This window comes from Mycobacterium sp. Soil_C_30 (genome assembly GCF_057656995.1).
In genome coordinates, this window is the sequence record NZ_JBDGJH010000014.1 from 97,719 (window position 1) to 121,815 (window position 24,097).

The window sequence follows — 24,097 nt, forward strand, 5'->3', positions numbered from 1 at the left end:
CCATGTCCACAACAACTGTCCTCATGCGCAGGAGTTCCGGCGCCGTCGTCCGTGTGCTGGGCGCAGCACTGCGTACCCGGCGCGGCTGGATCGGCGCCAGCCTCGCGCTTCTCGTACTGGCCGTCGCCTTCCTCGGTCCGCTCACCGGCGGGTCGCCGACCGAGTTCGCAGCACCGCCCTTTTCGGCATCGGGAGGAAGCGCCGGCCTGCTCGGAACCGACGTTCTCGGGCGCAGCGTCGCAGAGCGTGTCCTGCATGGCGGCTGGTATCTGATGCTCCTGGCTTTCGCCGCAACCGCGATCGCCGTCGGCTCGGGCGCGATCATCGGCGTTCTCGCTGCGTATCGCCGGGGCCTCACCGAGAGTCTGCTCATGCGTGGCGTCGATGTGGCGCTGGCAATCCCGCAACTCGTCTTCGCGCTGCTGTTGCTCAGCCTCATCGGCCCACAGTGGTGGCTCCTGATCCTGGCCGTCGGGTTGTCCCAGGCGCCGCAGACCGCACGTGTCGTCCACAGCGCGGCGCAGTCGGTCTGCGAAAAGGACTTCGTGAAGGCGGTGGCGGTGTGGGGTGTGCCGACACCGTCGGTGCTGCGCAGGCATGTCCTGCCCAACCTCACGACTCCGCTGATGGTGGAACTCGGGTTGCGGCTCAGCTACTCCATCGTCCTGATCGCCGGCCTGAGTTTCCTCGGATTCGGTTCGCCACCGCCGGCACCTGACTGGGGAGTGATGATCAACGAGAATCGAATCGGGCTGGCCACCAATGCATTCGGGGTGCTCGCTCCTGCAGCCTTGTTGGCGCTGCTCGCGGTAGGGACCAACACTTTTGCCGACGCGATCGCGCGGGCCAACCTCGGCGAGACCCGGGGAGAGGACGCGATGCTCAATGCGGCCACGAGTATCACGAGCGAGGAGTCGAAGTGACCGCAGAAGAACCCCGGCTGCGTGTCGAGGGCCTCGAGGTCGTACTCGGCAGGTCGAGAACACCCGTGGTCGAGGACGTCACGTTCTCGGTCGGCGCAGCGAAGGTGATGGGCCTGGTGGGTGAGTCCGGCTCGGGAAAGAGCACGGTGGCCCTGTCGCTGCTGGGTTACGTACGGCGCGGGTTGACGATCGCGGGAGGCAGCGTCGACATCGCGGGTACCAGTGTGCTGGAGCTGACCGGCGCTGCCCTGCGCAGAGCTCGCGGCAAGCTCGTCGCCTATGTACCGCAGGACCCGGCCAACGGACTGAATCCCGCATTGACGCTCGGCTACCAGCTGAGGGAGGCATTGCGCATCCACGACGAGGGCGACGCCACCGAGCCACTGGACGAACGCGTCACTGCGCTTCTGGAAGACGTGCGCCTGCCCGCCACTTCCCAACTGCTGCAGAGCTATCCGCATCAGGTGTCGGGTGGCCAGGCACAGCGTATCGCGATCGCGATGGCCTTCGCATGCCGGCCGCGGCTCGTCGTGCTGGACGAGCCGACCACCGGACTGGACGTCACCACCCAGCGCCACATCCTGGAGACGATCCGCCGGCTCACCGCGGTGCACGACGTGAGTGCTGTGTACGTCAGTCACGACCTGCCCGTGGTGGCCGAGATCGCCGATGACGTCGCCGTGATGTATGCGGGCCGCCTCGTCGAACATGCGTCCGCAACGGCTGTGTTCGGCGGTGCTGCCCGTCACCCGTACACCACGCGGTTGTTGCAGGCGGCACCCACGCCGGAGCGGGCCGGCGTCCTCGTGGGCATCGAGGGCAGGCCGCCACGACCGGGACACTGGCCGACGGGGTGCGCGTTCGAGGACCGGTGCCTGCTCTCGACGGCGAAGTGTCGCGAGGTGCAGCCGATGCTGGGTCCCGTCGCACCGGGGCACGTCGTCCGCTGTTATCACCCGGTCGAGCCGAATGGGTCGACGCCGAATCCGGCAGCGCCTGTCGCAGGCCCGGCCGGTGCGGGCAAGCGCACCCTGGAGGTCGGTGGTTTGTCGGCCTGGTACGGCTCCACGCCCACGTTGCACGATGTACGTTTCACCGTGCCTGCGGGGAGCTGCCTTGGCGTGGTCGGCGAATCCGGTTCGGGTAAGACGACATTGGCGCGTTGCCTGGTGGGCCTGCACGGCGCATGGCAGGGCCAGGTGATGTTCGGCGGCCAGCCGCTGGACCCGCAGGTGCACCGCAGGCGTCCGGAGGACCGCCGCCGGATTCAATACATCTTCCAGAACCCTTACGCGTCGCTGAACCCCCGGTTGTCGGTGGGCGAGAACGTGGAGGAGCCGTTGAGGTTCTTCGAGCGGCTGTCGCGGCCCGACCGTCGCCGCAAGGTCGGCGAGGTACTGGAACAGGTCGCGCTCGGAGCGGATCTGGCCGGCCGCATGCCCGAGCAGCTCTCCGGGGGCGAGCGGCAACGCGTCGCCGTCGCCCGTGCGTTGATCGTAGATCCCGAACTGCTGGTCTGCGACGAGATCACCTCGGCGCTTGATGTTTCCGTGCAGGCATTGCTCATCGAGCAGCTGCGCGAATTGCAGCTCGATCGTGGTCTGACGATGCTGTTCATCTCGCACAACGTCGCCGTGGTCCGCAGCGTCGCGCAGGAGATCATGGTGCTGGAGCAGGGCCGCGTGGTGGAGGCCGGTCCGGTCGATCAGGTGATGACACGTCCCGACCATGCCTACACACAGCAGCTTCTGGCCGATCTGCCGCGTTTCGCCGACGCCGTGGTGGCCAAGTGAGAGCAGGGGTCCGGCCGATCGGCTTGATCGCTGACGACATCACCGGTGCCACAGACCTGGCCAGTGCACTGTCGGCGCGCGGGCTCGACACCCGGCTTGCTTTCGGCGGCGCAGCGGTCGCATCGGACGGCGGGGATGCGATCGTCGTCGCAGACAAGATCCGCAGCGCGCCTGTGCCTGCGGCGCGGGCGGCCGTGAACGAGGCCGCCGCGGCACTGTGCGCCGTGGGCGCCGAGCAGCTTTTCTTCAAATACTGCAGCACATTTGACTCAACCCCGGACGGAAACATCGGGCCGATCGCCGACGCCCTGATCGATACCACGGCGGCTCATCGAGTAGTGCACTGCCCGGCATACCCCGCGAACGGGCGGACCGTCTATCTCGGCTACCTGTTCGTCTGGGACCAACTGCTCAACGAGTCCCCGATGCGTGACCACCCACTCAATCCGATGCGTGATCCGCAACTGCTGCGCGTGCTCGCCGAGCAGACATCGCGCGCCGTGGAGCTCGTGAAGCTGGACGTGGTCGATGCGGGTGCAGATGCGCTGACTGTCTGCCTGGCGGAAATCGCCCGCCGCGTCGACGGCGCCCACCACGTGATCGCGGACGCCATCCGGGACCCACATCTCGACACCATCGCCGCCGCCACGGCGGGCGACCGGCTCGCAGCCGGAGGCGCGGCGTACGGGGCAGCTTTCGCGGCGGCAGCGCTTGCCCGCGCAGGCCACTCCGCTCGTGTCCGACTGCAGCGGCCGATGCCGCCGCCCGGTCCGGCAGCGATCCTGGCCGGAAGCCTCTCGCGCGCGACGCGCCAGCAGGTGCGGACGTTCGACGGGCCGACGCTGACCCTCGAGGTCGGCGATCTCGTTGACGGAGACGTCGCTGTGCGGCGCTCTCTCGACTTCGCCGACCAGCACCTCGCCGCAGGCGCACTGTTGATCGCCACCGACCACGATGCGGTCGAGGCTTCCGCGGAGGTCTCCCGGCGGATCGAAATGGCGATGGGGCGTATCGGGCTGAGGCTTGCACAACACGGCGTCCGACGGCTCATCGTCGCCGGTGGCGAGACCTCGGGGGCGGTGTCTGAGGCGCTCGCGCTGCGGTCGGCGCGGATAGGCCCCGACATCAGCGTTGGCGTTCCGTGGATCGTCGCCGAGGACCGGCCGCTGGCAGTCGCTTTCAAATCCGGGAACTTCGGCGGTCCGTCGTTCTTCCGAGACGCGCTGGTGGTGGCCGGCTCGTGAGTTCCGCCAATACCGCTCTCGGCAACCTGTATGTCGGCGACACTGCGCGACACCCATCCATCGACCTCGGCCGGGGTCGCTACGGTAGCGCTTTGGCCGCGCTGAAAACAGGTCGGGACATCACCCACACCTGTTTCACCGTGACGTCTTACGAGCCGGATGTGGTGGTCGTGGAGGCGCTGTTCATCGAAGGATGGCCCCGTCGGTGCTGGCCGCCGGCTTCGCAACCATCCCCCAAACGGGGACGGTTGCCCGGCGTCAGTGATCAGCGGTCGGCGTCGGTGTAGCGGATGACGCCACGAATGTTGCGGCCTTCCAGCATGTCCCGGTAGCCGTCGTTGATCTGCTCCAGCTTGTACTGCCGGGTGACCATATCGTCGAGATTGAGCCGGCCGGCCTTGTACATCGACAGCAACTGCGGGATGTCGTGGTGCGGGTTCCCGCCGCCGAAGATGGTGCCCTGCAGGTTCTTCTGCAGCAGGGTCAGCATCGCCAGGTTCAGGGTCACCTGGGTGTCGAGCAGGCTGCCGATGGCAGTCATGACACAGGTGCCGCCCTTGGACGTCAGGTTGAGGTAGTTGTCGACGTCCTTGCCGTCGAGCTCGCCCACGGTGACGATGACCTTCTTGGCCATCAGTCCCCAGGTGACCTCGGCAATGCCTGCCATTGCGGAGTCCAGGTCCGGGTAGACATGTGTCGCACCGAATTTGAGCGCTTGATCGCGTTTCCACTCCACCGGGTCGACGGCGAAGATGTAGCGCGCGCCCGCGTTGAGCGCGCCCTGCAGGGCGCCCATGCCCACACCGCCGATACCGATGATGGCCACGTCATCGCCGGGGGCGACGTCGGCACTGCGGGTGGCGGAGCCGTAGCCCGTGGTGACGCCGCAGCCCACCAGGCAGGCCACCTCGAACGGGATCGACTTGTCGATCTTCACCACCGAGCTCTTGTGCACCACCATGTAGGGGCTGAAGGTGCCCAGCAGCGTCATGGGGAAGACGTTCTGGCCATTGGCCTGGATGCGATGGGTGCCGTCGGAAACGGCCGTGCCCCCGAGCAGGCCGGCGCCCAGATCGCACAGGTTGCGCAGGCCGGACTGACACGACGGACAGACACCGCAGGACGGGATGAACGACAGGACTACGTGGTCGCCGGGTTCGATACCCTCGACCCCCGGACCGACCTCGGTGACGATGCCCGCACCTTCGTGCCCGCCGAGCACCGGGAAACCGCCCATCGGGATGCCACCGGTCACCAGGTGGTGGTCGGAGTGGCACATGCCCGACGCTTCCATCTGGATCTTGACCTCGTCCTTGACGGGATCGCCGATCTCGATCTCTTCGATCGACCACGGTTGATTGAACTCCCAGATGAGGGCGCCTTTTGTCTTCATGATCGCGTTTTCGCTTTCTGTGGAGAACTGATCTCGTCTCGGCTTCAACTACTGTAGTGACGAAGGTCTCACCTGATCTCGACGGGTGTCAAGCGCTACACCCGGACCTCACCAGATCGGGACAGGTGCGGTACCCAGCGGGTAGTAACCGGGCAGCTTCTCCCCGGCCAGACTGCGCTCGATGCGCTTCTGCATGGTGGGCGTCAGATCGCCCGACTCGATGAGCTTCAGGAACGCCTTCTGCACGTGGCCGAAGTCGAAGAAGTCCCGCTGCCACTCGATCAACAGATCGTCGTTCAGCCGGAACCAGCTGCCCCCGATGCCGTAGATCTCGTCCTTGGACCCGTCGCTCTTGTTGGCGATCTGCTTCCAGAACCCGACGATCTCGTTCTGATGCTCGTCGATGAGCACCTTCTGGTACTCGTAGACCCAGTTCTCCAGCCCTTCCATCTCCAGACCCAGTGCCACGTCGCGGATCTCGTCGCGGCCGATGCACATGACGTCTTCCTTGGGGCCGATGTTCCAGCCGTAGGTGGCGTCTTCGGTGTAGAAGTCGGCCAAGGGTTTCCAGTCACCGGCTTTCTCGGCGTCCCGGTTGGCCTGCAACCAGCGGTCGGTCCAGTCCTGCAGCTCTTTGTGTGACGCCATTGTCAATCCTTGTCTGTGATGAGAAGTGCTTGGGTGGGACACATTTCAACGGCCCGCTCGACATCCTCGCGGATCTCGTCGGGAGGTTCGTGGTCGGTGATCTCGACAATGCCGCGCTTGGGCACGGTGAAGACGTCGGGGGCCTCCAGCTCGCACATGGCGTGGCCCTGGCACAGGTCCTCGTCGACTTCCACGCGATAGCAACCCATCAGGCTCAGTCCTTGACTCGCCTGCGGTAGCGGACCTTCGCCGGCCGAGCCAACTGCACCACCATCTTGGAGTGGTCGTTGCGGTAGCTCTCCGGTGGTTGGGACATCTCGAACTCGTACTCACGCAACAGAACCGAGAAGATCGCCTTGATCTGCATCTGGGCGAAGGCGGCTCCCACGCAGCGATGCTTGCCGGCGCCGAACGGGATCCAGGTCCAGCGGTTGAGCAGATCTTCCTGGCGCGGCTTCTCGTAGCGGTCCGGGTCGAACGCGTCCGGATTGGGGAAGTCCTCGGGAATGCGGTTGGAGATGGCCGGGGACGCGGCCACCATCTGGCCCTTGTGGATGGGGCGCCCGGCCACCTCGAACTCGTCCTGGGCCACCCGCATCAGGATGATCAGCGGCGGGTGCAGGCGCAGCGTCTCCTTGAGAGCGTTGTCGATTTTCGGGATCTGGCGCAGCGCATGGAAACTCACCTCCTGACCGTCGGAGTAGAGCTCGTCGAGTTCCTGTTGCACCTGAGCGTAGTAGTCGGGGTGGCGCAACAGTTCGATCAGGGTCCAGCTCGACGTGCCCGAGCTGGTGTGGTGGCCGGCGAACATCAGCGAGATGAACATGCCGGTGATCTCGTTGGCGGAGAAGCGCGGATTGCCTTCCTCGTCCTTGATCGAGACCAGCACGTCGAGCATGTCGCGATCCCGCTTGTCCGCCGGTGGGTTGGCGATACGGCCGTTCATCACGTCCTGCACGAGTTCGACCAGACCGGCGCGCGCCTCGTCGCGAATCCGGAAGCTCTCGATCGGCAGGTACGGGTCGACGTAACAGAGTGGATCGGTGCCGCGTTCGAGCAGGTGGTAGTAGTTGGCGAACCGTGAGTCGAGCTGGTCGCGGAACTTGACCCCGATCAGGCAGGCCGTCGAGGTGTAGATGGTCAACTCGGCGAAGAACTCCAGCAGATCGATCTCCCCGCTGTCACCCCAGTCGGCGATCATCCGCTTGACTTCGTTCTCGATGGTGGCGGCGTGGCCCTTCATCTGCTCGCCGCGCAGCGCGGAGTTGTGCAGCATCTCCGCACGCCGTTCGGGATCGGCGTCGAACACCACGCCTTCGCCGAAGATGGGGGTCATGAACGGATAGGCCTCGGCCTGGTTGAGATCGCTGTCGCTGGAACGGAAGAAGAACTCGTTGGCCTCCGCGCCGGAGAGCATGACCACCTGCTTGCCGGCCAGCTGGAACCAGCCGACATCGCCGCATTCCTCGCGGATGCGTTTCATCAGTCCGATGGGGTCGGTGCGGAACTCCTCGAGATGTCCGTGTTCTTCCTCTTCGCCCCCGGACACTCTGGGTACTTCGGTGGTTGTCGTCATTGCGCAGGCATCCCTTCCTCGCCCAAAGCAAGCTTCTGTCTGTCGGTCGTGGTGGCCAGCGGGGCTTCGGGCTGCAGTTCCATGTTGGCGATGAAGCCGCCGCGCGGCGTTTCTGCGACGAAGGTGATGGCGCGCGCCAGGTCGGATGCGCGTAGGAAATAGTCGTGTCGGGCCTGGCCCCATTTGGCCCAATCCTCCAGGGCGGGGCCGATCTTCTCGGCGGGCAGACTCCATCCCATCGAGGTCTTGGTGGGGCCCGGGTGGACTATCGAAGCGCGAACGCCGGTGCCCTCCAACTCCATCTGGAAGTTGTTCACCATGGCCACCAGCGCCGCCTTGGCGGCGCCGTAGGCACCCATGTGGGGACGCTGACGCAGCGAGACGTCGGAGCCGACGAAGATCAGGTCACCGCGCTGGCGCTCGAGCATGCCGGGCAGTACCGCGGAGGCGAGGCGGAAAGCGCCGACCAAGTGGATTTGGAGCTGGGAGTCGAACTCGTCACCGGCGATCTCGGCGAGCTTGCCGAAGTAGGTGTCACCGGCACCGGCGACCAGGACCTCGATATCGCCGAGTGCACTGTTAGCCTGTGCAACAAAGGATTTGATCGAATTGGGGTCGGTGACGTCGAGGTGGAACCCGACGGCCTCACCGCCGTCTGCGTTGATCTTGCCCACCAGGTCATTCAACTTCTCCACCCGGCGGGCGCCGAGGGCCACGGGAAAGCCGTGGCGGGCGAGCTCGATCGCGGTGGCCTCGCCGATGCCGGACGAGGCTCCCGCGACGATGGCGGGCCTGCGTTCGGGCAGTGGTGCGAAACGGGGCATGTGTCAGATCTCCAGGCTCATCGGAAGGGTGGCGAACCCGCGGACATTGCTCGAGTGCACCCGGACCGCGTTGTCCTCGTCCACGTCGAAACCGCGAATACGTGTGAACAGTTCGGTCAGCGCGACGCGGGCTTCCATCCGCGCCAGGTGCGCACCCAGACAGAAATGGGCGCCGCTGCCGAAACTCATCAGCTTCGATCCGATTTCTCGGCCGATCACAAAATCGTCGGGGTTGTCGAACACCCGCTCGTCGCGATGCGCGGAACCCGGCAGCAACAGGACCACGTCGCCGTCGGGAATGGTGGTGTCATACAGCGAGAGGTCGCCTTGGACCGTGCGAGCCAGGATCTGGCTGGAGGTGTCGTAGCGCAACGTCTCTTCGACCCACAGCGGGATCCGTGAGGGGTCCTCGTACACGGGGGTGAGCTGATCGGGGTTTCGATGCCCCCAGAACGCGGCGTTGGCAAGGAGTTTGGTGGTGGTCTCGTTGCCGGCGATCACCATCAGGAACATGAAACCCAGCACTTCGTCATCGGTGAGGCGGTCACCGTCGATCTCGGCGTCCAGCAGCGCTGAGGTCAGGTCGTCGGTGGGGTTCTTGCGCCTCTGCGCGACCATCTCCTGGTAGTAGACGATCAGGTTCAGCGACGCCTCGATGGCTTCCGGAGGAACATCGGTGACCCCCTCCTCGCGGTGCATCACACCGTCGGCCCACGCGCGCACCGTGTCGCGGTCGGGTTCCGGGACACCCATCAGTTCGGAGATCACGTCCATGGGCAGCTTGCCGGCGAACTCGTCGACGTAATCCACGGTCTCGCCGCCGGACGCTTTCTCCACCATGACATCCAGGTGTGCAACGGCGATCTCGGTGACGCGCGGCTCCAGCTCGCGAATCCGCCTGGGCGTGAAGCCTTTCGACACCAGGGTCCGTAGCCGCAGGTGTGAGGGATCGTCCATCGCCAGGAACGACATGGTCTTGGATGCGTGCGGCCCGCGCGACGCCGGGTCAAGCGACACCCCGAACTTGTTGGACAGCGTGGTGCTGTTGCGGAAGCCCTGCAGCACGTCAGCATGCCGCGACAGCGCCCAGAAGCCCAGCTCTTCGTTGCGGTACAGCGGCGCATGGTCACGTAACCGGCGGTAGTACGGGTATGGGTCTTCGTGGAAGTCGTAGTCGTACGGATCCAGAAAGGGATGCGTACGTTCGTTCTCGGCTGAAACGGTCATTGATCTCCCAGGACTAGGCCGACGACGTAGGTCAGCCGGTTGACGATCTGGTGGTAGGTGACGGCCCCGGTTCCGGCTTGGACGAGAGCGCCGAAGAACGCCATCTCGAGCGCTGACACCGCGCGAGGGTCGGCCTCGGGGCCGATGGCCGAGGTGACCCTGCGGTGGATCTCGCCCCCGATGCGGTCGCGCACCGCCGTGACCGCGGGGTCATTGCCCGACATCAGTGCGGTGGTGCAGGCCGCGGCGACCTCCGGTTCATCGGCAACCACCAGGGCCAGTGCGCGCAGCACGTTGTCGACCCGGGTCAGCACCGGGGAGTTGACATCGGTGAAGTAGGGCACCTGCTTGATCAGGTCCAGGTACACCTCACCGATCAGGTGGTTCTTCGACGAGAAGTACGTGTAGGCGGTGGCGGGGGCGACCTGCGCGCGTTTGGCGACGGCACGCACCGTCAGGTCGGCGTAGGACGACTCGCGCAACATCTCGACGCCCGCGGTCAACACCTTGCGGAAGGTCTCCTCCTGGCGCCGGTTCCGCGAAACCGAGCCGAGTTCGTTTGTGACCGCCACCACGGCATCGCTGGACACATGTCCAACGTAACCGAGGACGCGTACCTACGGCAAGACGGTGTAATGAATTCGCAGTTCAAGGCATCTTTGCGTAGCTGTGTCGTCGAGGCTCTTGCTATCGGAGTTGCCCGGCGGCTATGTTCGGACCAACACCGATCAGACACGTGTCCAGGATGCCGACGCAGCTTGCTCAGGAGGAGTCACCGATGGGATTACTGGCTGGTGGTACCAGCGATCTGTTGATCGACGGCAAGTTGGTGGCCGGCAGTGCGGGCACGTTCCCCACTGTCAACCCCGCCACCGAAGAGACGCTCGGGGTGGCCGCGGACGCCGACATCGAAGACATGGGCCGCGCCATCGAGGCTGCCCGGCGGGCTTTCGACGACACCGACTGGTCGGTCAACACCGAGTTCCGGGTGCGCTGTCTTCGTCAGTTGCGGGATGCGCTCCAGGACCACATCGAAGAACTGCGGGAGTTGACGATCGCCGAGGTCGGTGCGCCGCTGATGCTGACCTCGGGTGCGCAACTCGAGGGCCCGATCGACGATCTGGCGTTCTCGGCGGACACCGCCGCGAGCTATCAGTGGCGGCAGCAGCTCGATGACGCCGCGCCACAGGGCATTCCGACCAGACGCACGGTTGCTCGCGAGGCGGTCGGAGTGGTCGGGGCCATCACTCCGTGGAACTTCCCACACCAGATCAATTTCGCCAAGCTGGGCCCCGCGCTGGCGGCCGGGAACACGGTGGTGCTCAAACCCGCGCCGGACACGCCGTGGTGCGCGGCCGCGGTCGGTCAGATCGCCGCCGAGCACACCGACATCCCGCCGGGCGTGCTGAACATCGTCACGTCCAGCGATCACGCTGTCGGTGCGCTGTTGTCGAAAGACCCTCGTGTGGACATGGTTTCGTTCACCGGGTCGACCGCGACGGGACGCGCTGTGATGACAGACGGCGCTGCCACCATCAAGAAGGTGTTCCTCGAACTCGGCGGCAAGTCGGCGTTCCTCGTCCTCGACGACGCGGACCTGGGTGTGGCCGCTTCCATCGCGGCGTTCACCGCCGCCATGCACGCCGGTCAGGGCTGCGCCATCACCACCCGTCTGGTGGTGCCCCGGGCGAAGTACGACGACGCCGTCGCTGCGGCGGCCGCCACCATGGGGGGCATCAAGCCGGGGGATCCCACCCACAAACGCACGGTGTGTGGCCCGGTGATCTCGGCGCGGCAGCGCGATCGCATCCAGGGATATCTGGATCTGGCGATCACCGAGGGTGGCCGATTCGCCTGCGGTGGAGGACGCCCCGCTGACCGTGAGACCGGCTTCTTCATCGAGCCGACGGTGATCTCCGGGCTGACCAACGACGCCCGGGTGGCGCGGGAGGAGATCTTCGGGCCGGTCCTCGTCGTCATCGCCCACGACGGCGACGACGACGCGGTGCGGATCGCCAACGACTCGCCCTACGGACTGTCCGCCACGGTGTACAGCGGTGATGACGACCGCGCGCAGGCGGTGGCGTCGCGGCTGCGGGTGGGCACCGTCAACGTCAACGGCGGCGTCTGGTACTCAGCGGACGCACCCTTCGGCGGGTACAAGCAGTCCGGGGTCGGCCGCGAGATGGGTGTGGCCGGGTTCGAGGAGTACCTCGAGACGAAACTCATTGCCACGGCTGTCAACTAGGAGAAATGGAGGGCCTGTGCATGGGTCTTTACGGCGATCAGTTCAAGGAGAAGGTGGCCATCGTCACCGGTGCCGGTGGCGGTATCGGACAGGCCTACGCGGAAGCACTCGCCCGGGAAGGTGCGGCGGTGGTGGTCGCCGATATCAACACCGACGGCGCGCAGAAGGTTGCCGACGGTATCAGGGGTGAAGGCGGCACGGCGCTGGCCGTCCGGGTCGATGTCTCGGATCCCGAATCGGCGAAGGAGATGGCCGCGCAGACTCTTTCGGAGTTCGGCGGCATCGATTACCTGGTGAACAATGCCGCCATCTTCGGCGGTATGAAGCTGGATTTCCTGATCACCGTGGATTGGGACTACTACAAGAAGTTCATGAGCGTGAACCTCGACGGCGCACTGGTGTGCACCAGGGCGGTGTACCGCAAGATGGCCAAACGCGGTGGCGGCGCCATCGTCAACCAATCCTCCACGGCGGCCTGGCTTTACTCGAACTTCTATGGCCTGGCCAAGGTCGGTATCAACGGCCTGACCCAGCAGCTGGCCACCGAACTCGGCGGCCAGAACATCCGGGTCAACGCGATTGCGCCGGGGCCCATCGACACCGAGGCCAACCGGACCACAACCCCGCAGGAGATGGTCGCCGACATCGTGAAGGGCATCCCCCTCTCGCGTATGGGTGAGCCGGAGGATCTGGTGGGCATGCTGTTGTTCCTGCTGTCCGACCAAGCCAAATGGATCACCGGCCAGATCTTCAACGTCGACGGCGGACAGATCATTCGATGAGTGCACCGGTGAGCGAGCTGAAGCTGGGATACATCGGTCTGGGCAACCAGGGCGCACCGATGGCCAAGAGGCTCGTCGATTGGCCGGGCGGCCTTGTCGTTTTCGACGTTCGGGCGGAGGCGATGAGCCCGCTGACCGAGCTGGGAGCGACGCCGGCGGACACCGTCGCCGACGTCGCCCGGGCTGACGTCATCAGCGTGACCGTGCTCACCGACGCGCAGGTGCGCAGTGTCGTCGGCGAGCTGGCCGAGCATGCCGAACCCGGCACCGTCATCGCCATCCATTCCACGATCGAGCCCGGCACCGCCGGTGAGTTGGCCGAGCAGCTGCGGCCCAGGGGCGTTCACATCGTCGATGCGCCGGTCAGCGGTGGTGCGGCGGCAGCTGACAAGGGTGAACTGGCTGTCATGGTCGGCGCCGACGAGGACGCCTACGCCTTGGTCAAGCCGGTGTTCAAGAAGTGGGCTTCCCTGGTGGTTCGCGCCGGCGAACCGGGCGCGGGAACCCGGATGAAGCTGGCCCGGAACATGCTGACGTTCATCGGTTTTGCCGCTGCATGTGAGGCGCAGCAGCTCGCCGAGGCGGCAGGTATCGATTTGCAGAAGCTGGGCCGGGTGGTGCGCCACAGTGATGCGCAGAGCGGTGGGCCCGGCGCGATCATGGCCCGGGATGACACCAAACCGCTGACCCCCGACCACTTCCTGTACGACATGTTCGTCCACACCCGCGGCCTGGGGGAAAAGGACCTGCGGTTGGCGCTCGGCTTGGGTGAGGCGACCGGGGTGGACCTGCCCCTGGCGAAGATCGCGCTGCAGAATCTGGCCACCGGGCTCGGTGTGCCGCACGGCGAAGAAGATGACCGAGGGAAATGACGATGGACGAGCTGCGCCGCAAAGGCCTGCAGAAGATGAACGAGGTCTACGCCTGGGAGATGCCCAACATCGAGGGTGACGAGTACTTCGACCTCACCGTCGAGCATCTCTTCGGCAGCATCTGGACCCGGCCGGGCCTGTCGATGCGCGACAAGCGCCTGATGACCCTGTCGGTGGTGACCGCGCTGGGGCTGCAGGATCTGACCGAGGTACAAGTCAACGCGGCCCTGGAGAACGAAGAGCTCACCGAGGCCGAGCTGAAGGAGATGGCGGTCTTCCTGACCCACTACGTCGGGTTCCCCCTGGGGTCCGGCCTCAACGGCGTGGTCGGCCGGGTCGCGGCCAAGCGCAGGAAAGCCGCGGAGAAGGGCCAAGGCGCGGACAAGAAGTCCAATGTCAACGACGCGGTGCGGATGCATACCGGCAAGAACCTCGGCGAGGAGTGACCGTCAACTGACGTCGCTACTGTATAACTTTCAGTAGGCGGCGAGGCAAAGGGGTGGCATCGTGGTGGCGGACGCACGGCCGGTGTGGTCGCGTGAGCTGCTGATCGACACCGCCGTCGAGTTGTTGGACACCGGGGGCGCGGCGGCCATCACCGTCGACGCGGTGACCACCGCCGCCCAGGTATCTCGGGCCACGCTGTACCGGCAGTTTCCGGGTTGCGGGGAACTGGTCGCCGCCGCGTTCAACGAAACCATCCCGCCCACGCCGCCGCCACCGCCGCCGGGACCGTGGCGGGAGCGGCTCAGCGCGGTACTCGCCGAGCAGGCCCGCGCAGTCACCGAGTCGCCGCATCTGGTGGAAGGCCTGTGCTGGCTAGCGCTCGACCGGGGGTCCGCCGCGCGCCTCGATGAGGTGTTGGTACCTGATGACGCGGACGCCGACGAGCGGCGCGCGCTGTCCGATCACCTGCGGGAATGGTGCCTGGCGCCGCTGTACGACGTCCTGGACTGTCCGCAGGCCAGAGCCGATCTCGGGGAGGTCGACCGGGAACTGGTGTTCGCGTTCCTGGTCGCGCCCACCCTGTGCGGCGCCACCGCTCGGCCCTGGGTGTGGGCCGGCGCCGCGGTCGCTGCCTTCGCTGCCGCTCATGAGGTTGCTCGGCGCGCGTCCTGACACGGTTTAGGCTTGACCCTCGTGCGCGTCCTCGTAATCGGCTCCGGTGCTCGTGAACATGCTCTGCTGCTGGCGTTGGGCAGGGATCCCCAGGTTGACGCGGTGGCAATCGCCCCGGGTAACGCCGGCACCGCCGCAGCGGCCGAACAGCACGACGTCGACATCAGCTCCAGCGACGAAGTGGTGGCGCTGGCCCGCAGGTTCGGCGCCGACCTGGTGGTCATCGGGCCAGAGGTGCCGCTTGTCCTCGGCGTGGCCGATGCGCTGCGTGCCGCCGGTATCGCGGCCTTCGGCCCGTCCAAGGACGCGGCGCGCATCGAGGGCTCGAAGGCGTTCGCCAAGGATGTCATGGCGGCGGCCGGAGTGCGCACCGCTGTCAGCGAGGTCGTCGACAACCCCGGCCACCTCGATGCCGCGCTCGACCGATTCGGTCCGGCGGCCGGCCAACAGGCGTGGGTGGTCAAGGATGACGGGCTGGCCGCCGGCAAAGGTGTGGTGGTGACTCCGGACCGCGACGTCGCGCGCGCCCATGCGGCCGGCCTGCTCGACGGCGGTCACCCCGTGCTGCTCGAGTCGTTCCTCGACGGTCCAGAAGTGTCGCTGTTCTGTGTGGTGGACGGTGAAACGGTGGTGCCGCTGCTGCCGGCTCAGGACTTCAAACGGGTGGGCGACGATGATTCCGGGCCCAACACGGGTGGGATGGGCGCATATGCACCGTTGCCGTGGCTGCCCGACGAGGTGACCGCCCAGATCGTCGACGAGATTGTCAAACCTGTTGCGGCGGAACTGGTCCGCCGCGGCAGTGCGTTCACCGGACTGCTGTACGCGGGGCTGGCCATCACGTCGGGCGGTCCTGCTGTGGTGGAGTTCAACTGCCGCTTCGGCGACCCGGAGACCCAAGCGGTGCTCGCGCTGCTGGAGTCACCGCTGGGCCAGCTGCTCTACGCCGCCTCCACCGGGACATTGAGTGACTTCGGCCCGCTGCGCTGGCAGGACGGTTCGGCGGTCACCGTGGTGATCGCCGCGGAGAACTATCCCGGCCGTCCGCGGCTGGGTGATGTCATCACCGGTGCGGAGGCCGCCGGCGTCCTGCATGCGGGCACCGCCCGCCGCGACGACGGGGCCGTCGTCTCCTCCGGTGGACGGGTGCTGTCGGTGGTGGGAACCGGGTCCGACCTGGCCGCCGCGCGCGACGCCGCCTATGCACTCACGGGGGCGATTCGGTTGCCGGGCAGCCATTTCCGCACCGACATCGGGCTGGCGGCACTGGAAGGCCGCATCCAGCTCTGAGGCCGGGCGGGCTTGTGCGAAACGCTGCCGGAGTCCGTGCGGTATGACTTACAGTTGACGCGTCAGCTGTAATGCCCCCGCACGCGCCAGGAGCCGAGTTGTCCGAAACCGACGCTGACCGCGACGCCGTGGTCGACTGTTGTCCCACACCGCTGGTCCGGGTCGGCACCGTGCTCGGCCACGCCGCGCGGACGGCGCAGGCGTGAGATCTCTTGTCGGCAAACACGCCATCGTCACCGGTGCGGGCTCGGGAATCGGCGCCGCACTGTGCCGCGCGCTGATCGAGGTAGGTGCTCACGTGTTGTGCACCGATGTCGACGGCGATGCGGCCGAGCGCACTGCGGCGGGGCTCGGGCCGCGGGCGCGCTCGATCCGGGTCGACGTCACCAACGCCGACTCGGTGCAGGCCGCCGTCGACGACGTGGTGCTGCGCGCCGGGCGCCTGGACCTGATGTTCAACAACGCCGGCATCACCTGGGCCGCCGACACCGAGTTGCTCACGCTGGAGCACTGGAATTCGATCATCGACGTCAACATCCGCGGTGTGGTGCACGGGGTGGCAGCCGCGTACCCACAGATGGTGCAGCAGGGCTCCGGTCACATCATCAACACCGCGTCGATGGCCGGACTGGCCGCCGCCGGCCAGATCACCAGCTACGTGATGACCAAACACGCCGTCGTCGGGCTGTCGCTGGCGTTGCGCAGCGAAGCTGCCGCCCACAACATCGGGGTGCTGGCCCTGTGCCCGACCGCGGTCGAGACGCCGATCCTGGAGAAGGGATTGATCACCGGCATCAACGGGCGTGAGTTCTACCGAATGGGTCAGCGCAGCAAGGAGTTCTACGACCCGGACCGGCTGGCCCATGACACCCTGCGCGCGATCGACCGCAATCGTGCCCTGCTGGTGGTACCTCGCACGGCGTATGCCGGTTGGCTGCTGGCCCGCTTGGCTCCCGGGTTGATGCAACGCATGTCCATCAGGCTCATGGCCCAGCAGCGCCGGTCGCAACGGGAGTTCTCGGAAGGGGTCCGGCCATGACGGTCCCGGTGTCCATTCCCCGTTATCCCGACGACGTCACCCCGGCATGGCTGTCCGAGGTGCTGCGAGCCGAGGTGACCGGAGCCGACGTGGTGGCGGTCGGAACGGGTCAGACCGGTGCCACCTACCGGGTGTCGGTCACCTACGCCGGTGATCCAGGCGCGCTGCCGGCGACGTTCGTGATCAAGCTGCCGGCCGCCGACGACACCGTCCGTGACCGTGTAGTCCTGGGTTACCGCAGTGAGTGCGCGTTCTACGAGTCGGTGGCGCACCGGGTGCAGGTCCCGGTGCCGTCCTGTTTTCACTGCGAGATCACCGACGACGCAGCCGATTACGCCTTGCTGCTGACCGACGCGGCGCCGGCTGTCCAGGGCGATCAGATTCTCGGCTGCTCCGAGGCGCAGGCACGGTTGGCGGTACGCGCGATCGCCGGTTTGCACGGACCCACGTGGAATCAGCAGGAGTGGCTGACGTTCCCCGGCCTGGCGATGTCGATGCTCGACGACGCGTCCAAGAAGGGGATGGGTGAGGTCGCGGTGATGAGCGCCGACATCACCGTCGAGAAACTGGGAGCCAAGCTGGCTGGCGACGACCGCGCGACATTCGTCGATGTCATGGGCCTGGTCACCCCCTGGCTCGCCGACCTCGGGCGCTTCAGCCTGATCCACGGCGACTACCGACTCGACAACGTGCTGTTCCATCCGGACGGGACGCGGATGTGGGTGGTCGACTGGCAGACCCTGGGGGTGGGATTGCCCGCCCGCGACCTCGCGTACTTCGCCGCAACCAGCCTCGAGCCGCGACTGCGCGCCGATCTGGACCGCACATTGGTCGCCGAGTATCACCAGGCCCTGCTGAGCTACGGAGTCACCGGCTACGACCTCGAAACATGTTGGCATGACTACCGGTACGGAATGCTGCAGGCTCCGCTGATCTCCGCGCTGGGCTTCGCCTTCGCCGTCGGCACCGAGCGCGGCGACGATATGGTGGCCACCATGGTGCGCCGCGGTTGCCAGGCGGTACGCGAGCTCGGAACCGCCGAACTGGTGCGGGCCCGCGGCTGACTGACGCGCGTCAGAATTCATTGACCTATGTCAAATGCGGCGTTACTGTCCATGCATCGAGGACAGGAGGCCAACGATGGTCCAGTCTGCACCCACCACCGCGATCATCGGTGCCGGCATCAGCGGCCTGACGGCAGGCAAGATGCTCAAGGACTACGGCATTCCGTACACCACCTTCGAGATGTCGGATCGCATCGGCGGCAACTGGGCCTTCGGCAACCCGAACGGCCGCAGTAGCGCCTACCGCTCGCTGCACATCGATACCTCACGGCATCGTCTGTCCTTCAAGGACTTTCCGATGCCGCAGAGCTATCCGGCCTTTCCGCACCACTCCGACATCAAGGCCTATCTCGACGACTACGCCGACGCCTTCGGGCTCCTCGACCACATCGAGTTCAACAACGGGGTGGTGCACGCCAGGCCCACCGCCGGTGGCTGGGAAATCCAGGACCAGGCCGGTGCCACCCGTCACTTCGATCTTCTCGTCGTCGGAAACGGACACCACTGGGACGCTCGAATGCCGGATTTTCCCGGCACTTTCACCGGCGAGGTCATCCATTCCCATCACTACATCGATCCGCAGACACCGCTCGCCTTGACCGGCAAGCGCATCCTCGTCGTCGGTATCGGCAACAGCGCGGCGGACATCACCGTCGAACTGTCCTCGAAGTCGTTGCAGAACCAGGTGACACTGTCCACGCGGTCGAGTGCCTGGATCGTGCCCAAGTACATCGCCGGCCAGCCCGGCGACAAGCTGTTCCGCACCACGCCGTACCTGCCGTTGTCCTGGCAGCGCAAGGCGATCCAGATGCTGGCGCCGCTACTGGGTACCGATCCGACCTCCTACGGATTGCCGCCGGCCAACCACAAGCTGTTCGAGGCCCACCCCACCCAGTCGGTGGAACTGCCGTTGCGGCTCGGTTCCGGCGATGTCACCCCCAAACCCAATGTCTCCCGACTGGACGGCGCCACCGTGCATTTCGAGGACGGGTCCAGCGCCGAGTTCGACGTCATCATCTACGCCACCGGCTACAACATCACCTTCCCGTTCTTCGACCCGGAGTTCCTGAGCGCACCCGACAATCAGATCCGGCTGTACAAGCGGATGTTCAAACCGGGTCTCGACAATCTGGTGTTCATCGGCTTCGCGCAGGCCATCCCCACCCTGTTCCCCTTTGTCGAATGTCAGGCCCGGCTGCTGGCGGCCTATGCGGCGGGGAAGTACGCGCTGCCCCCGGTGGACGAAATGGAGCGGGTGATCGATGCCGACCAGCAGGTGCATGCCGGGCACTGCGTGGACCGGCCGCGGCACACCCAGCAGGTTGATTACTTCTACTACGAGCACGACATCCGGGTGCGTGAGATCCCGGCCGGAATGCGCCGCGCCGCCGCACATCTGGCCCGGGCATGAGGTCGCGCACCGACCGGCGCCCGCCACCGCGCAGTGACGTGCGGCGCGCGGCGATCCTGGAGGCACTGGATCGTTGGTTGCAGGACTCGGATCTGGAGACCATCAACGTCGCCGACATCGCGGGTGAGGCGGGGGTGACCCGGTCGGCGTTCTACTTCTACTTCGAGAACAAGGCCGCTGCGGTGGCGGCGCTGATGGAGCAGATGGTCGACGAGACGCTTCGCGTCAGTGACGAGTTCACCGGTTCGACAGGCCCTCCGCAGGCCCGGATACAGACCATGCTCGATGGGTTGATCCTCATGTGGACCCGGCATCGGCACCTCTTCAAGGCGATGCTGGAAGCGCGTGGTTCCGGTGGCACCATCCGGGAGATCTGGGATGACGCCACCGCCTCCTTCGTCGACTCCGTGGCGGCGATGATCCGTGCTGACCGTGCGGCGGGCCGCGCACCGGAAGGTCTGGACGCCTCGGTGCTGGCGTCGGTTCTGCTGGACGTCAACGGCCGGATGCTCGAGCGGCTCACCCTTGGCGGGGTGTTGACGCGGGCGCAGCTCATCGACGGCATCGCGGCGATATGGCTCAGTACGATCTACGGCATCGCGTGGATGCCGCAGCGGTCCCAGGAGACGGCGTGACATACACCGATATCGACTTCCCCTCTGAAGGAACACGCTGCACCGGATGGCATTTCGTGGGTGCCTGTGACGCGCTGTCGGGTGCGCGGGGCAGACCGGTGGTGGTCATGGGCCACGGTTTCGGTGGTACCAAGGACTCCGGGCTGCAACCGTTCGCCGAGAACTTCAGCGCCGCGGGCCTGGACGTTCTGGCCTTCGACTACCGGGGTTTCGGTTCTTCGGAAGGTGACCCGCGACAGCAGATCTCGATCGAGGGCCAGGTGCGAGACTACCAGGCCGCGATGGCTGCGGCCAAGAAGCTCGACGGTGTGGATCCGGACCGGATCGTGCTGTGGGGGTCGTCGTTGTCCGGCGGCCACGTCATCCGCGCCGGCGCCGGCCGTGGTGATGTCGCGGCGGTGATAGCGATGACGCCGCTGACCAACTCCCTGGCAACAGCCCGTGCGATTCTGGCCCAGTACAGCGTGTGGAGTGCTTTGCGCGCCACCGCCAACGGCGTGCGTTCGCGGATCGCCGTCGCGCGGGGGCGGGCGCCGGTCATGATGCCGCTGGTGTCCACCCCCGGCGGTGCCGGAGCGCTGGCGCTCGACGGGGCCTACGACAGCTACGTGGGGATGTCCGGACCCACCTGGCGCAACGAGGTCGACGCCGCGGTGGGCTTGGAACTCGCGACCATCAAGACCAAGGCGCACGCCAAGGCTCTGCGCGGGAAACTGTTGGTGCAGATCGCCGATTTCGACAGGTATGTCCCCGCCGACGCGGTGGCCAGAACGGCGGTGCACGGCCAGGGCCAGGTGCACCGTTACCCGTGCGATCACTTCGACGTGTGGCCAGGCCACGACTGGTTCGACAAGGCCTCCACCGATCAGGTCCGGTTCCTTCAGCGGGTGCTGGCCGCCACCACACGGTCTGAGGTGCCGGCCATCTAGGGTGGGGCGGTGGCGAACGAGGAGATGCGGGACAACTGGTCCGAACGTGGCACCAGTTGGGTGACGAACGAGCGCATCTTCGAAGCCGTACTCGCCCCCTTCACCGAACCGATCCTCCGCGCCGCCGGAGTTCGCCCGGGGGACCGGTTACTCGATATCGGTTGCGGTTCAGGGACTTTGCTGCAACGTGCCATTTCGGCCGGCGCCTCCGCCGTCGGCGTCGACATCTCTGATGTGATGGTGGAAGCAGCGCGCCGGCGGGCCGCAGAGGCCACGGTGCTGTTGGCCGACGCTCAGACCGCCGACCTCCGCGCGCTGGGCCCCTTCGACCGGGTGGTGTCGCGGTTCGGGGTGATGTTCTTCGAGGATCCGGTGGCGGCCTTCACCAACATCCGTGCCGCCACCGCTGCCGGTGCCACCCTCGCCTTCGTCTGCTGGCGTGATGCCGACAATCCGATGTTCACCCTGGGCAACAGCGTGCTGGCCGCCCGCCTCCAGAATCCCGCTCTGGCATCGGCGTCCGACCCGGTGGGGCCCCTGGCCTTCGGCGACCGGCGCCGGCCGCGTCAGATACTCACCGAGGCCGGCTGGCATGACATCACCGTCGAGCCCTTCGACGGTATCTGTGACTACGGGATCGACGGCAGTGACGGGGTGGAGGAGCGGTTGGCCGTGGTGCTGACCAGTTCCACGGGCCGCGCCGCGCGTGCGGAACTGGAACCCGGACTCGGCGCCGCGGGCTGGGCGGCGCTGGTCGAGGACGTCCGCGCTGAACTGCGCCGCCACCTCGTCGACGGGGTGGTCAAGTTCGTGGGCCGGGTCTGGGTGGTTTCGGCGGTGGCGTAGGACCAGGACCCAGCCGGCGAACGCATGCTCTCTAGAACACCGTCGCACCCAGATCCACGGCGATCCGTGCCGCGGTGACCATCCTGGATTCGTCGGACGCCAGCCAGGCCACCGCATCGGAGATGTCCTCTGGTTGGGCGATGTACTCCGGCAGGAACGGCGTCACCATGTTCATCAGACCGGGATTGGTCTCGTTGGCGCGGTTGAGCGCCGCCATCATGTCGCCGGTGCCCATCGGGGTGTTGACCGCGCCAGGGTGCAGACTGTTGACGCGTACCGAATGCTTGCCCAGTTCTGCGGCGAAGGCACGGGCCATTCCGGTGACGGCGTGTTTGCTCGCCGTGTAGTGCACCATGAATGGCTGCATCTTGAGACCCGCCGCTGAGCTGATGAGGATGATCGAACCGCCGCGGCCTCCGTCGATGATCTTCTGTGCGCCTGCCATGACGGTGTTCCAGGTGCCGGTGACGTTGATGTCCATCACGTCTTTGAAGGACTCGGGACTGGTCTCGTTCCATGCTTCGGGCACCGTGATGCCGGCATTGGCGACGATGACATCGAGTCTGCCGAATTCGGTGACGCCCTTGTCCACGGCGGCGGTCAGCCCGGCGAGATCTCGGGTGTCCACCACCGAGGCCAGGATCCGGCGGCCGGTCTTCTCGACCAGTCGCACGGTCTCTGCCAGGTCCTCCGGCGTCGCCGAGTCGTACGGGACACTGCGCGGCAGCGGCCCGGCCAGATCGACGGCGACGATGTCGGCCCCCTCCTGTGCCAGTCGCACGGCGTGCGCCCGGCCTTGGCCGCGTGCGGCTCCGGTGATGAAAGCCACTCTGTCGGTGAGTTTTCCGCTCATCAAGTCCTCTCACTGGGTTGACCCTGGGTTCACGACTAACTTAGCCAGGCTAACCGATTGTGGCCAGCGGGGGCGGCTAGGCTCGGCCCATGCGGCCTGACACCTGTCGAACCGGGGTTGTGCCACTCCGACGTAGCGTGACATTGTGGCGGGTATTTGTAAAGTATGCCGATGGCCGGTCCCAGACGCGAGGAGCATGCCGAGGATGACTGTTACGACCGAAGTCGGTGATGATGACTTCCGCGAGATCCTGGCGCAAACCCGGCACTTCATCCGGACCGCCGTGGTGCCTCGCGAAGCGGAGATCCTGGCTGACGACCGGGTGCCCGATGACCTGCGCGAGCAGGCCAAGAAGATGGGGTTGTTCGGCTACGCGATTCCGCAACAGTGGGGCGGGCTGGGGCTCAACCTCATGCAGGATGTCGAGCTGGCAATGGAATTCGGCTACACGTCGCTGGCGCTGCGCTCGATGTTCGGCACCAACAACGGGATCGCCGGTCAGGTGCTGGTCGGGTTCGGCACCGAGGAGCAGAAGACCACCTGGCTGGAGGGGATCGCCAGTGGTGAGGTGGTGGCCTCCTTCGCGTTGACCGAAGCCGGCGCGGGTTCCAATCCGTCGGGTCTGCGCACCAAAGCGGTCCGTGACGGCGCCCACTGGGTGATCTCGGGGGAGAAGCGCTTCATCACCAACGCCCCGACGGCCGATCTTTTTGTGGTGTTCGCCCGCACCCGGCCTGCGGACGCCGCCGGCGCCGGAATCGCGGTCTTCCTGGTTCCCGCGGACGCAGCGGGAGTCGAGGTGGGTGTCAAGGATGCCAAGATGGGCCAGGAGGGTGCCTGGACCTCCGATGTCCGCCTCGCCGATGTGCGGGTGCCGGAGACGGCGCTGGTCGGTGGCAGTGAGGACCACGGCTACCGCGCTGCCATGACCTCACTGGCGCGCGGACGGGTTCACATCGCCGCGCTGGCGGTGGGGGCCGCGCAGCGGGTGCTCGACGAATCGGTGGCCTACGCGGCGACGGCCACCCAAGGCGGCACCCCGATCGGTGACTTCCAGCTGGTGCAGGCCATGATCGCCGATCAGCAGACCGGCGTGCTGGCCGGTCGAGCGCTGGTGCGTGAGGCGGCCCGCCAGTGGGTGACCGAGGAGGACCGCCGCATCGCGCCGTCGGCGGCCAAACTGTTCTGCACCGAAATGGCCGGCCAGGTCGCCGATCTGGGAGTGCAGATCCACGGTGGGACCGGCTACATGCGTGGAGTGCCGGTGGAGCGGATCTATCGCGAGGTCCGCCTGCTCAGACTGTACGAGGGCACCAGCGAGATCCAGCGGTTGATCATCGGCGGCGGCTTGGTCAAAGCCGCCAAGAAGAAGATGGGGTGA

General features: G+C 66.4%; 25 protein-coding genes. 17 read left to right on the plus strand and 8 right to left on the minus strand.

Annotation, left to right across the window (positions count from 1 at the left end):
• Nucleotides 1-2 precede the first annotated feature (2 nt).
• From AC3A6P_RS23640 to AC3A6P_RS23655, 4 genes are read left to right on the plus strand one after another with little or no spacing between them, the layout of a single operon-like run.
• Nucleotides 3-923 (plus strand): ABC transporter permease, encoded by a 921-nt coding sequence (locus AC3A6P_RS23640; protein ID WP_487694291.1) that lies wholly within the window; start codon nucleotides 3-5, stop codon nucleotides 921-923.
• A complete protein-coding gene (locus tag AC3A6P_RS23645) occupies nucleotides 920-2,716 on the plus strand; it encodes a dipeptide ABC transporter ATP-binding protein (RefSeq protein ID WP_487694292.1) in 1,797 nt (598 codons plus the stop codon). The genes AC3A6P_RS23640 and AC3A6P_RS23645 overlap by 4 nt, the downstream gene beginning before the upstream one ends.
• Before the next feature lie 23 nt (nucleotides 2,717-2,739).
• Nucleotides 2,740-3,960: a 3-oxo-tetronate kinase gene (otnK, locus tag AC3A6P_RS23650; RefSeq protein WP_487694293.1), complete on the plus strand. Its 1,221-nt coding sequence runs from the start codon at nucleotides 2,740-2,742 to the stop codon at nucleotides 3,958-3,960.
• The gene (locus tag AC3A6P_RS23655) at nucleotides 3,957-4,247 is read left to right on the plus strand and encodes a hypothetical protein (protein WP_487694294.1); all 291 of its coding nucleotides are present in this window, start codon (nucleotides 3,957-3,959) and stop codon (nucleotides 4,245-4,247) included. Before otnK ends, AC3A6P_RS23655 begins: the two co-directional genes overlap by 4 nt.
• Here the strand turns inward: AC3A6P_RS23655 and AC3A6P_RS23660 are convergent.
• The 7 genes from AC3A6P_RS23660 to AC3A6P_RS23690 all read right to left on the minus strand — a co-directional run bounded on the left by AC3A6P_RS23660 (nucleotide 4,226) and on the right by AC3A6P_RS23690 (nucleotide 10,218).
• Nucleotides 4,226-5,353 carry an NDMA-dependent alcohol dehydrogenase gene (locus AC3A6P_RS23660; RefSeq protein ID WP_487694295.1) on the minus strand — a complete coding sequence of 376 codons (1,128 nt, stop codon included), beginning with the start codon at nucleotides 5,351-5,353 and terminating at the stop codon, nucleotides 4,226-4,228. The genes AC3A6P_RS23655 and AC3A6P_RS23660 overlap by 22 nt on opposite strands.
• Before the next feature lie 108 nt (nucleotides 5,354-5,461).
• Nucleotides 5,462-6,001, minus strand: coding sequence for a nuclear transport factor 2 family protein (locus tag AC3A6P_RS23665; RefSeq protein WP_487694296.1), 540 nt, complete (start codon nucleotides 5,999-6,001; stop codon nucleotides 5,462-5,464).
• Between the two features lie 2 nt (nucleotides 6,002-6,003).
• Entirely contained in the window at nucleotides 6,004-6,210 is a 207-nt protein-coding gene (locus AC3A6P_RS23670; RefSeq protein ID WP_487694297.1) for a ferredoxin, read from the minus strand.
• Nucleotides 6,211-6,215: 5 nt separating this feature from the next.
• Entirely contained in the window at nucleotides 6,216-7,577 is a 1,362-nt protein-coding gene (locus AC3A6P_RS23675; protein ID WP_487694298.1) for a cytochrome P450, read from the minus strand.
• Nucleotides 7,574-8,401, minus strand: a complete 828-nt coding sequence (locus AC3A6P_RS23680) for an SDR family oxidoreductase (protein WP_487694299.1) — start codon at nucleotides 8,399-8,401, stop codon at nucleotides 7,574-7,576. The genes AC3A6P_RS23675 and AC3A6P_RS23680 overlap by 4 nt, the downstream gene beginning before the upstream one ends.
• Before the next feature lie 3 nt (nucleotides 8,402-8,404).
• The gene (locus AC3A6P_RS23685; protein WP_487694300.1) at nucleotides 8,405-9,628 is read right to left on the minus strand and encodes a cytochrome P450; all 1,224 of its coding nucleotides are present in this window, start codon (nucleotides 9,626-9,628) and stop codon (nucleotides 8,405-8,407) included.
• Nucleotides 9,625-10,218, minus strand: a complete 594-nt coding sequence (locus tag AC3A6P_RS23690; RefSeq protein WP_487694301.1) for a TetR/AcrR family transcriptional regulator — start codon at nucleotides 10,216-10,218, stop codon at nucleotides 9,625-9,627. The genes AC3A6P_RS23685 and AC3A6P_RS23690 overlap by 4 nt, the downstream gene beginning before the upstream one ends.
• A 188-nt stretch (nucleotides 10,219-10,406) precedes the next feature.
• Here AC3A6P_RS23690 and AC3A6P_RS23695 point away from each other — a divergent pair, with 188 nt between their 5' ends.
• From AC3A6P_RS23695 to AC3A6P_RS23750, 12 genes are all read left to right on the plus strand, one after another.
• On the plus strand, nucleotides 10,407-11,876 hold the full coding sequence (locus AC3A6P_RS23695) for an aldehyde dehydrogenase (protein WP_487694302.1): 1,470 nt from the start codon (nucleotides 10,407-10,409) through the stop codon (nucleotides 11,874-11,876).
• A gap of 20 nt (nucleotides 11,877-11,896) precedes the next feature.
• Entirely contained in the window at nucleotides 11,897-12,658 is a 762-nt protein-coding gene (locus tag AC3A6P_RS23700; protein WP_487694304.1) for an SDR family oxidoreductase, read from the plus strand.
• Entirely contained in the window at nucleotides 12,655-13,530 is an 876-nt protein-coding gene (locus AC3A6P_RS23705) for an NAD(P)-dependent oxidoreductase (RefSeq protein ID WP_487694305.1), read from the plus strand. Before AC3A6P_RS23700 ends, AC3A6P_RS23705 begins: the two co-directional genes overlap by 4 nt.
• 2 nt (nucleotides 13,531-13,532) lie before the next feature.
• Complete coding sequence (locus AC3A6P_RS23710; protein ID WP_487694306.1) at nucleotides 13,533-13,976, plus strand: carboxymuconolactone decarboxylase family protein; 444 nt, start codon at nucleotides 13,533-13,535, stop codon at nucleotides 13,974-13,976.
• A 61-nt stretch (nucleotides 13,977-14,037) separates the two neighbouring features.
• Nucleotides 14,038-14,649: a TetR/AcrR family transcriptional regulator gene (locus tag AC3A6P_RS23715; protein ID WP_487694307.1), complete on the plus strand. Its 612-nt coding sequence runs from the start codon at nucleotides 14,038-14,040 to the stop codon at nucleotides 14,647-14,649.
• Nucleotides 14,650-14,670: 21 nt separating this feature from the next.
• Nucleotides 14,671-15,939, plus strand: a complete 1,269-nt coding sequence (gene purD / locus AC3A6P_RS23720) for a phosphoribosylamine--glycine ligase (RefSeq protein ID WP_487694308.1) — start codon at nucleotides 14,671-14,673, stop codon at nucleotides 15,937-15,939.
• Nucleotides 15,940-16,141: 202 nt separating this feature from the next.
• Complete coding sequence (locus AC3A6P_RS23725) at nucleotides 16,142-16,978, plus strand: SDR family NAD(P)-dependent oxidoreductase (RefSeq protein WP_487694309.1); 837 nt, start codon at nucleotides 16,142-16,144, stop codon at nucleotides 16,976-16,978.
• Entirely contained in the window at nucleotides 16,975-18,042 is a 1,068-nt protein-coding gene (locus AC3A6P_RS23730; RefSeq protein ID WP_487694310.1) for a phosphotransferase family protein, read from the plus strand. The genes AC3A6P_RS23725 and AC3A6P_RS23730 overlap by 4 nt, the downstream gene beginning before the upstream one ends.
• 76 nt (nucleotides 18,043-18,118) lie before the next feature.
• Nucleotides 18,119-19,453 (plus strand): flavin-containing monooxygenase, encoded by a 1,335-nt coding sequence (locus tag AC3A6P_RS23735; RefSeq protein ID WP_487694311.1) that lies wholly within the window; start codon nucleotides 18,119-18,121, stop codon nucleotides 19,451-19,453.
• On the plus strand, nucleotides 19,450-20,088 hold the full coding sequence (locus tag AC3A6P_RS23740) for a TetR/AcrR family transcriptional regulator (protein WP_487694312.1): 639 nt from the start codon (nucleotides 19,450-19,452) through the stop codon (nucleotides 20,086-20,088). The genes AC3A6P_RS23735 and AC3A6P_RS23740 overlap by 4 nt, the downstream gene beginning before the upstream one ends.
• Nucleotides 20,085-21,017 carry an alpha/beta hydrolase gene (locus AC3A6P_RS23745; RefSeq protein WP_487694313.1) on the plus strand — a complete coding sequence of 311 codons (933 nt, stop codon included), beginning with the start codon at nucleotides 20,085-20,087 and terminating at the stop codon, nucleotides 21,015-21,017. Before AC3A6P_RS23740 ends, AC3A6P_RS23745 begins: the two co-directional genes overlap by 4 nt.
• A gap of 9 nt (nucleotides 21,018-21,026) precedes the next feature.
• Nucleotides 21,027-21,863, plus strand: a complete 837-nt coding sequence (locus AC3A6P_RS23750; RefSeq protein WP_487694315.1) for a class I SAM-dependent methyltransferase — start codon at nucleotides 21,027-21,029, stop codon at nucleotides 21,861-21,863.
• 31 nt (nucleotides 21,864-21,894) lie between these two features.
• Here the strand turns inward: AC3A6P_RS23750 and AC3A6P_RS23755 are convergent, their stop codons facing one another.
• Nucleotides 21,895-22,716 (minus strand): mycofactocin-coupled SDR family oxidoreductase, encoded by an 822-nt coding sequence (locus tag AC3A6P_RS23755; RefSeq protein WP_487694317.1) that lies wholly within the window; start codon nucleotides 22,714-22,716, stop codon nucleotides 21,895-21,897.
• A gap of 205 nt (nucleotides 22,717-22,921) precedes the next feature.
• On the opposite strand from AC3A6P_RS23755, the gene AC3A6P_RS23760 reads away from it, so the two are divergent.
• A complete protein-coding gene (locus AC3A6P_RS23760) occupies nucleotides 22,922-24,097 on the plus strand; it encodes an acyl-CoA dehydrogenase family protein (RefSeq protein ID WP_487694318.1) in 1,176 nt (391 codons plus the stop codon).

What these genes read in the sequence shown, in the direction of transcription:
- AC3A6P_RS23740 (WP_487694312.1), top strand. Translation starts at nt 19,450, where the DNA reads ATGAGGTCGCGCACCGACCGGCGCCCGCCACCGCGCAGTGACGTGCGG.
- AC3A6P_RS23730 (WP_487694310.1), top strand. Translation starts at nt 16,975, where the DNA reads ATGACGGTCCCGGTGTCCATTCCCCGTTATCCCGACGACGTCACCCCG.
- AC3A6P_RS23665 (WP_487694296.1), bottom strand. Translation starts at nt 6,001, where the DNA reads ATGGCGTCACACAAAGAGCTGCAGGACTGGACCGACCGCTGGTTGCAG.
- AC3A6P_RS23695 (WP_487694302.1), top strand. Translation starts at nt 10,407, where the DNA reads ATGGGATTACTGGCTGGTGGTACCAGCGATCTGTTGATCGACGGCAAG.
- AC3A6P_RS23675 (WP_487694298.1), bottom strand. Translation starts at nt 7,577, where the DNA reads ATGACGACAACCACCGAAGTACCCAGAGTGTCCGGGGGCGAAGAGGAA.
- AC3A6P_RS23755 (WP_487694317.1), bottom strand. Translation starts at nt 22,716, where the DNA reads ATGAGCGGAAAACTCACCGACAGAGTGGCTTTCATCACCGGAGCCGCA.
- AC3A6P_RS23685 (WP_487694300.1), bottom strand. Translation starts at nt 9,628, where the DNA reads ATGACCGTTTCAGCCGAGAACGAACGTACGCATCCCTTTCTGGATCCG.
- AC3A6P_RS23705 (WP_487694305.1), top strand. Translation starts at nt 12,655, where the DNA reads ATGAGTGCACCGGTGAGCGAGCTGAAGCTGGGATACATCGGTCTGGGC.
- AC3A6P_RS23660 (WP_487694295.1), bottom strand. Translation starts at nt 5,353, where the DNA reads ATGAAGACAAAAGGCGCCCTCATCTGGGAGTTCAATCAACCGTGGTCG.
- AC3A6P_RS23710 (WP_487694306.1), top strand. Translation starts at nt 13,533, where the DNA reads ATGGACGAGCTGCGCCGCAAAGGCCTGCAGAAGATGAACGAGGTCTAC.
- AC3A6P_RS23670 (WP_487694297.1), bottom strand. Translation starts at nt 6,210, where the DNA reads ATGGGTTGCTATCGCGTGGAAGTCGACGAGGACCTGTGCCAGGGCCAC.
- AC3A6P_RS23640 (WP_487694291.1), top strand. Translation starts at nt 3, where the DNA reads ATGTCCACAACAACTGTCCTCATGCGCAGGAGTTCCGGCGCCGTCGTC.
- AC3A6P_RS23760 (WP_487694318.1), top strand. Translation starts at nt 22,922, where the DNA reads ATGACTGTTACGACCGAAGTCGGTGATGATGACTTCCGCGAGATCCTG.
- AC3A6P_RS23680 (WP_487694299.1), bottom strand. Translation starts at nt 8,401, where the DNA reads ATGCCCCGTTTCGCACCACTGCCCGAACGCAGGCCCGCCATCGTCGCG.
- AC3A6P_RS23735 (WP_487694311.1), top strand. Translation starts at nt 18,119, where the DNA reads ATGGTCCAGTCTGCACCCACCACCGCGATCATCGGTGCCGGCATCAGC.
- AC3A6P_RS23700 (WP_487694304.1), top strand. Translation starts at nt 11,897, where the DNA reads ATGGGTCTTTACGGCGATCAGTTCAAGGAGAAGGTGGCCATCGTCACC.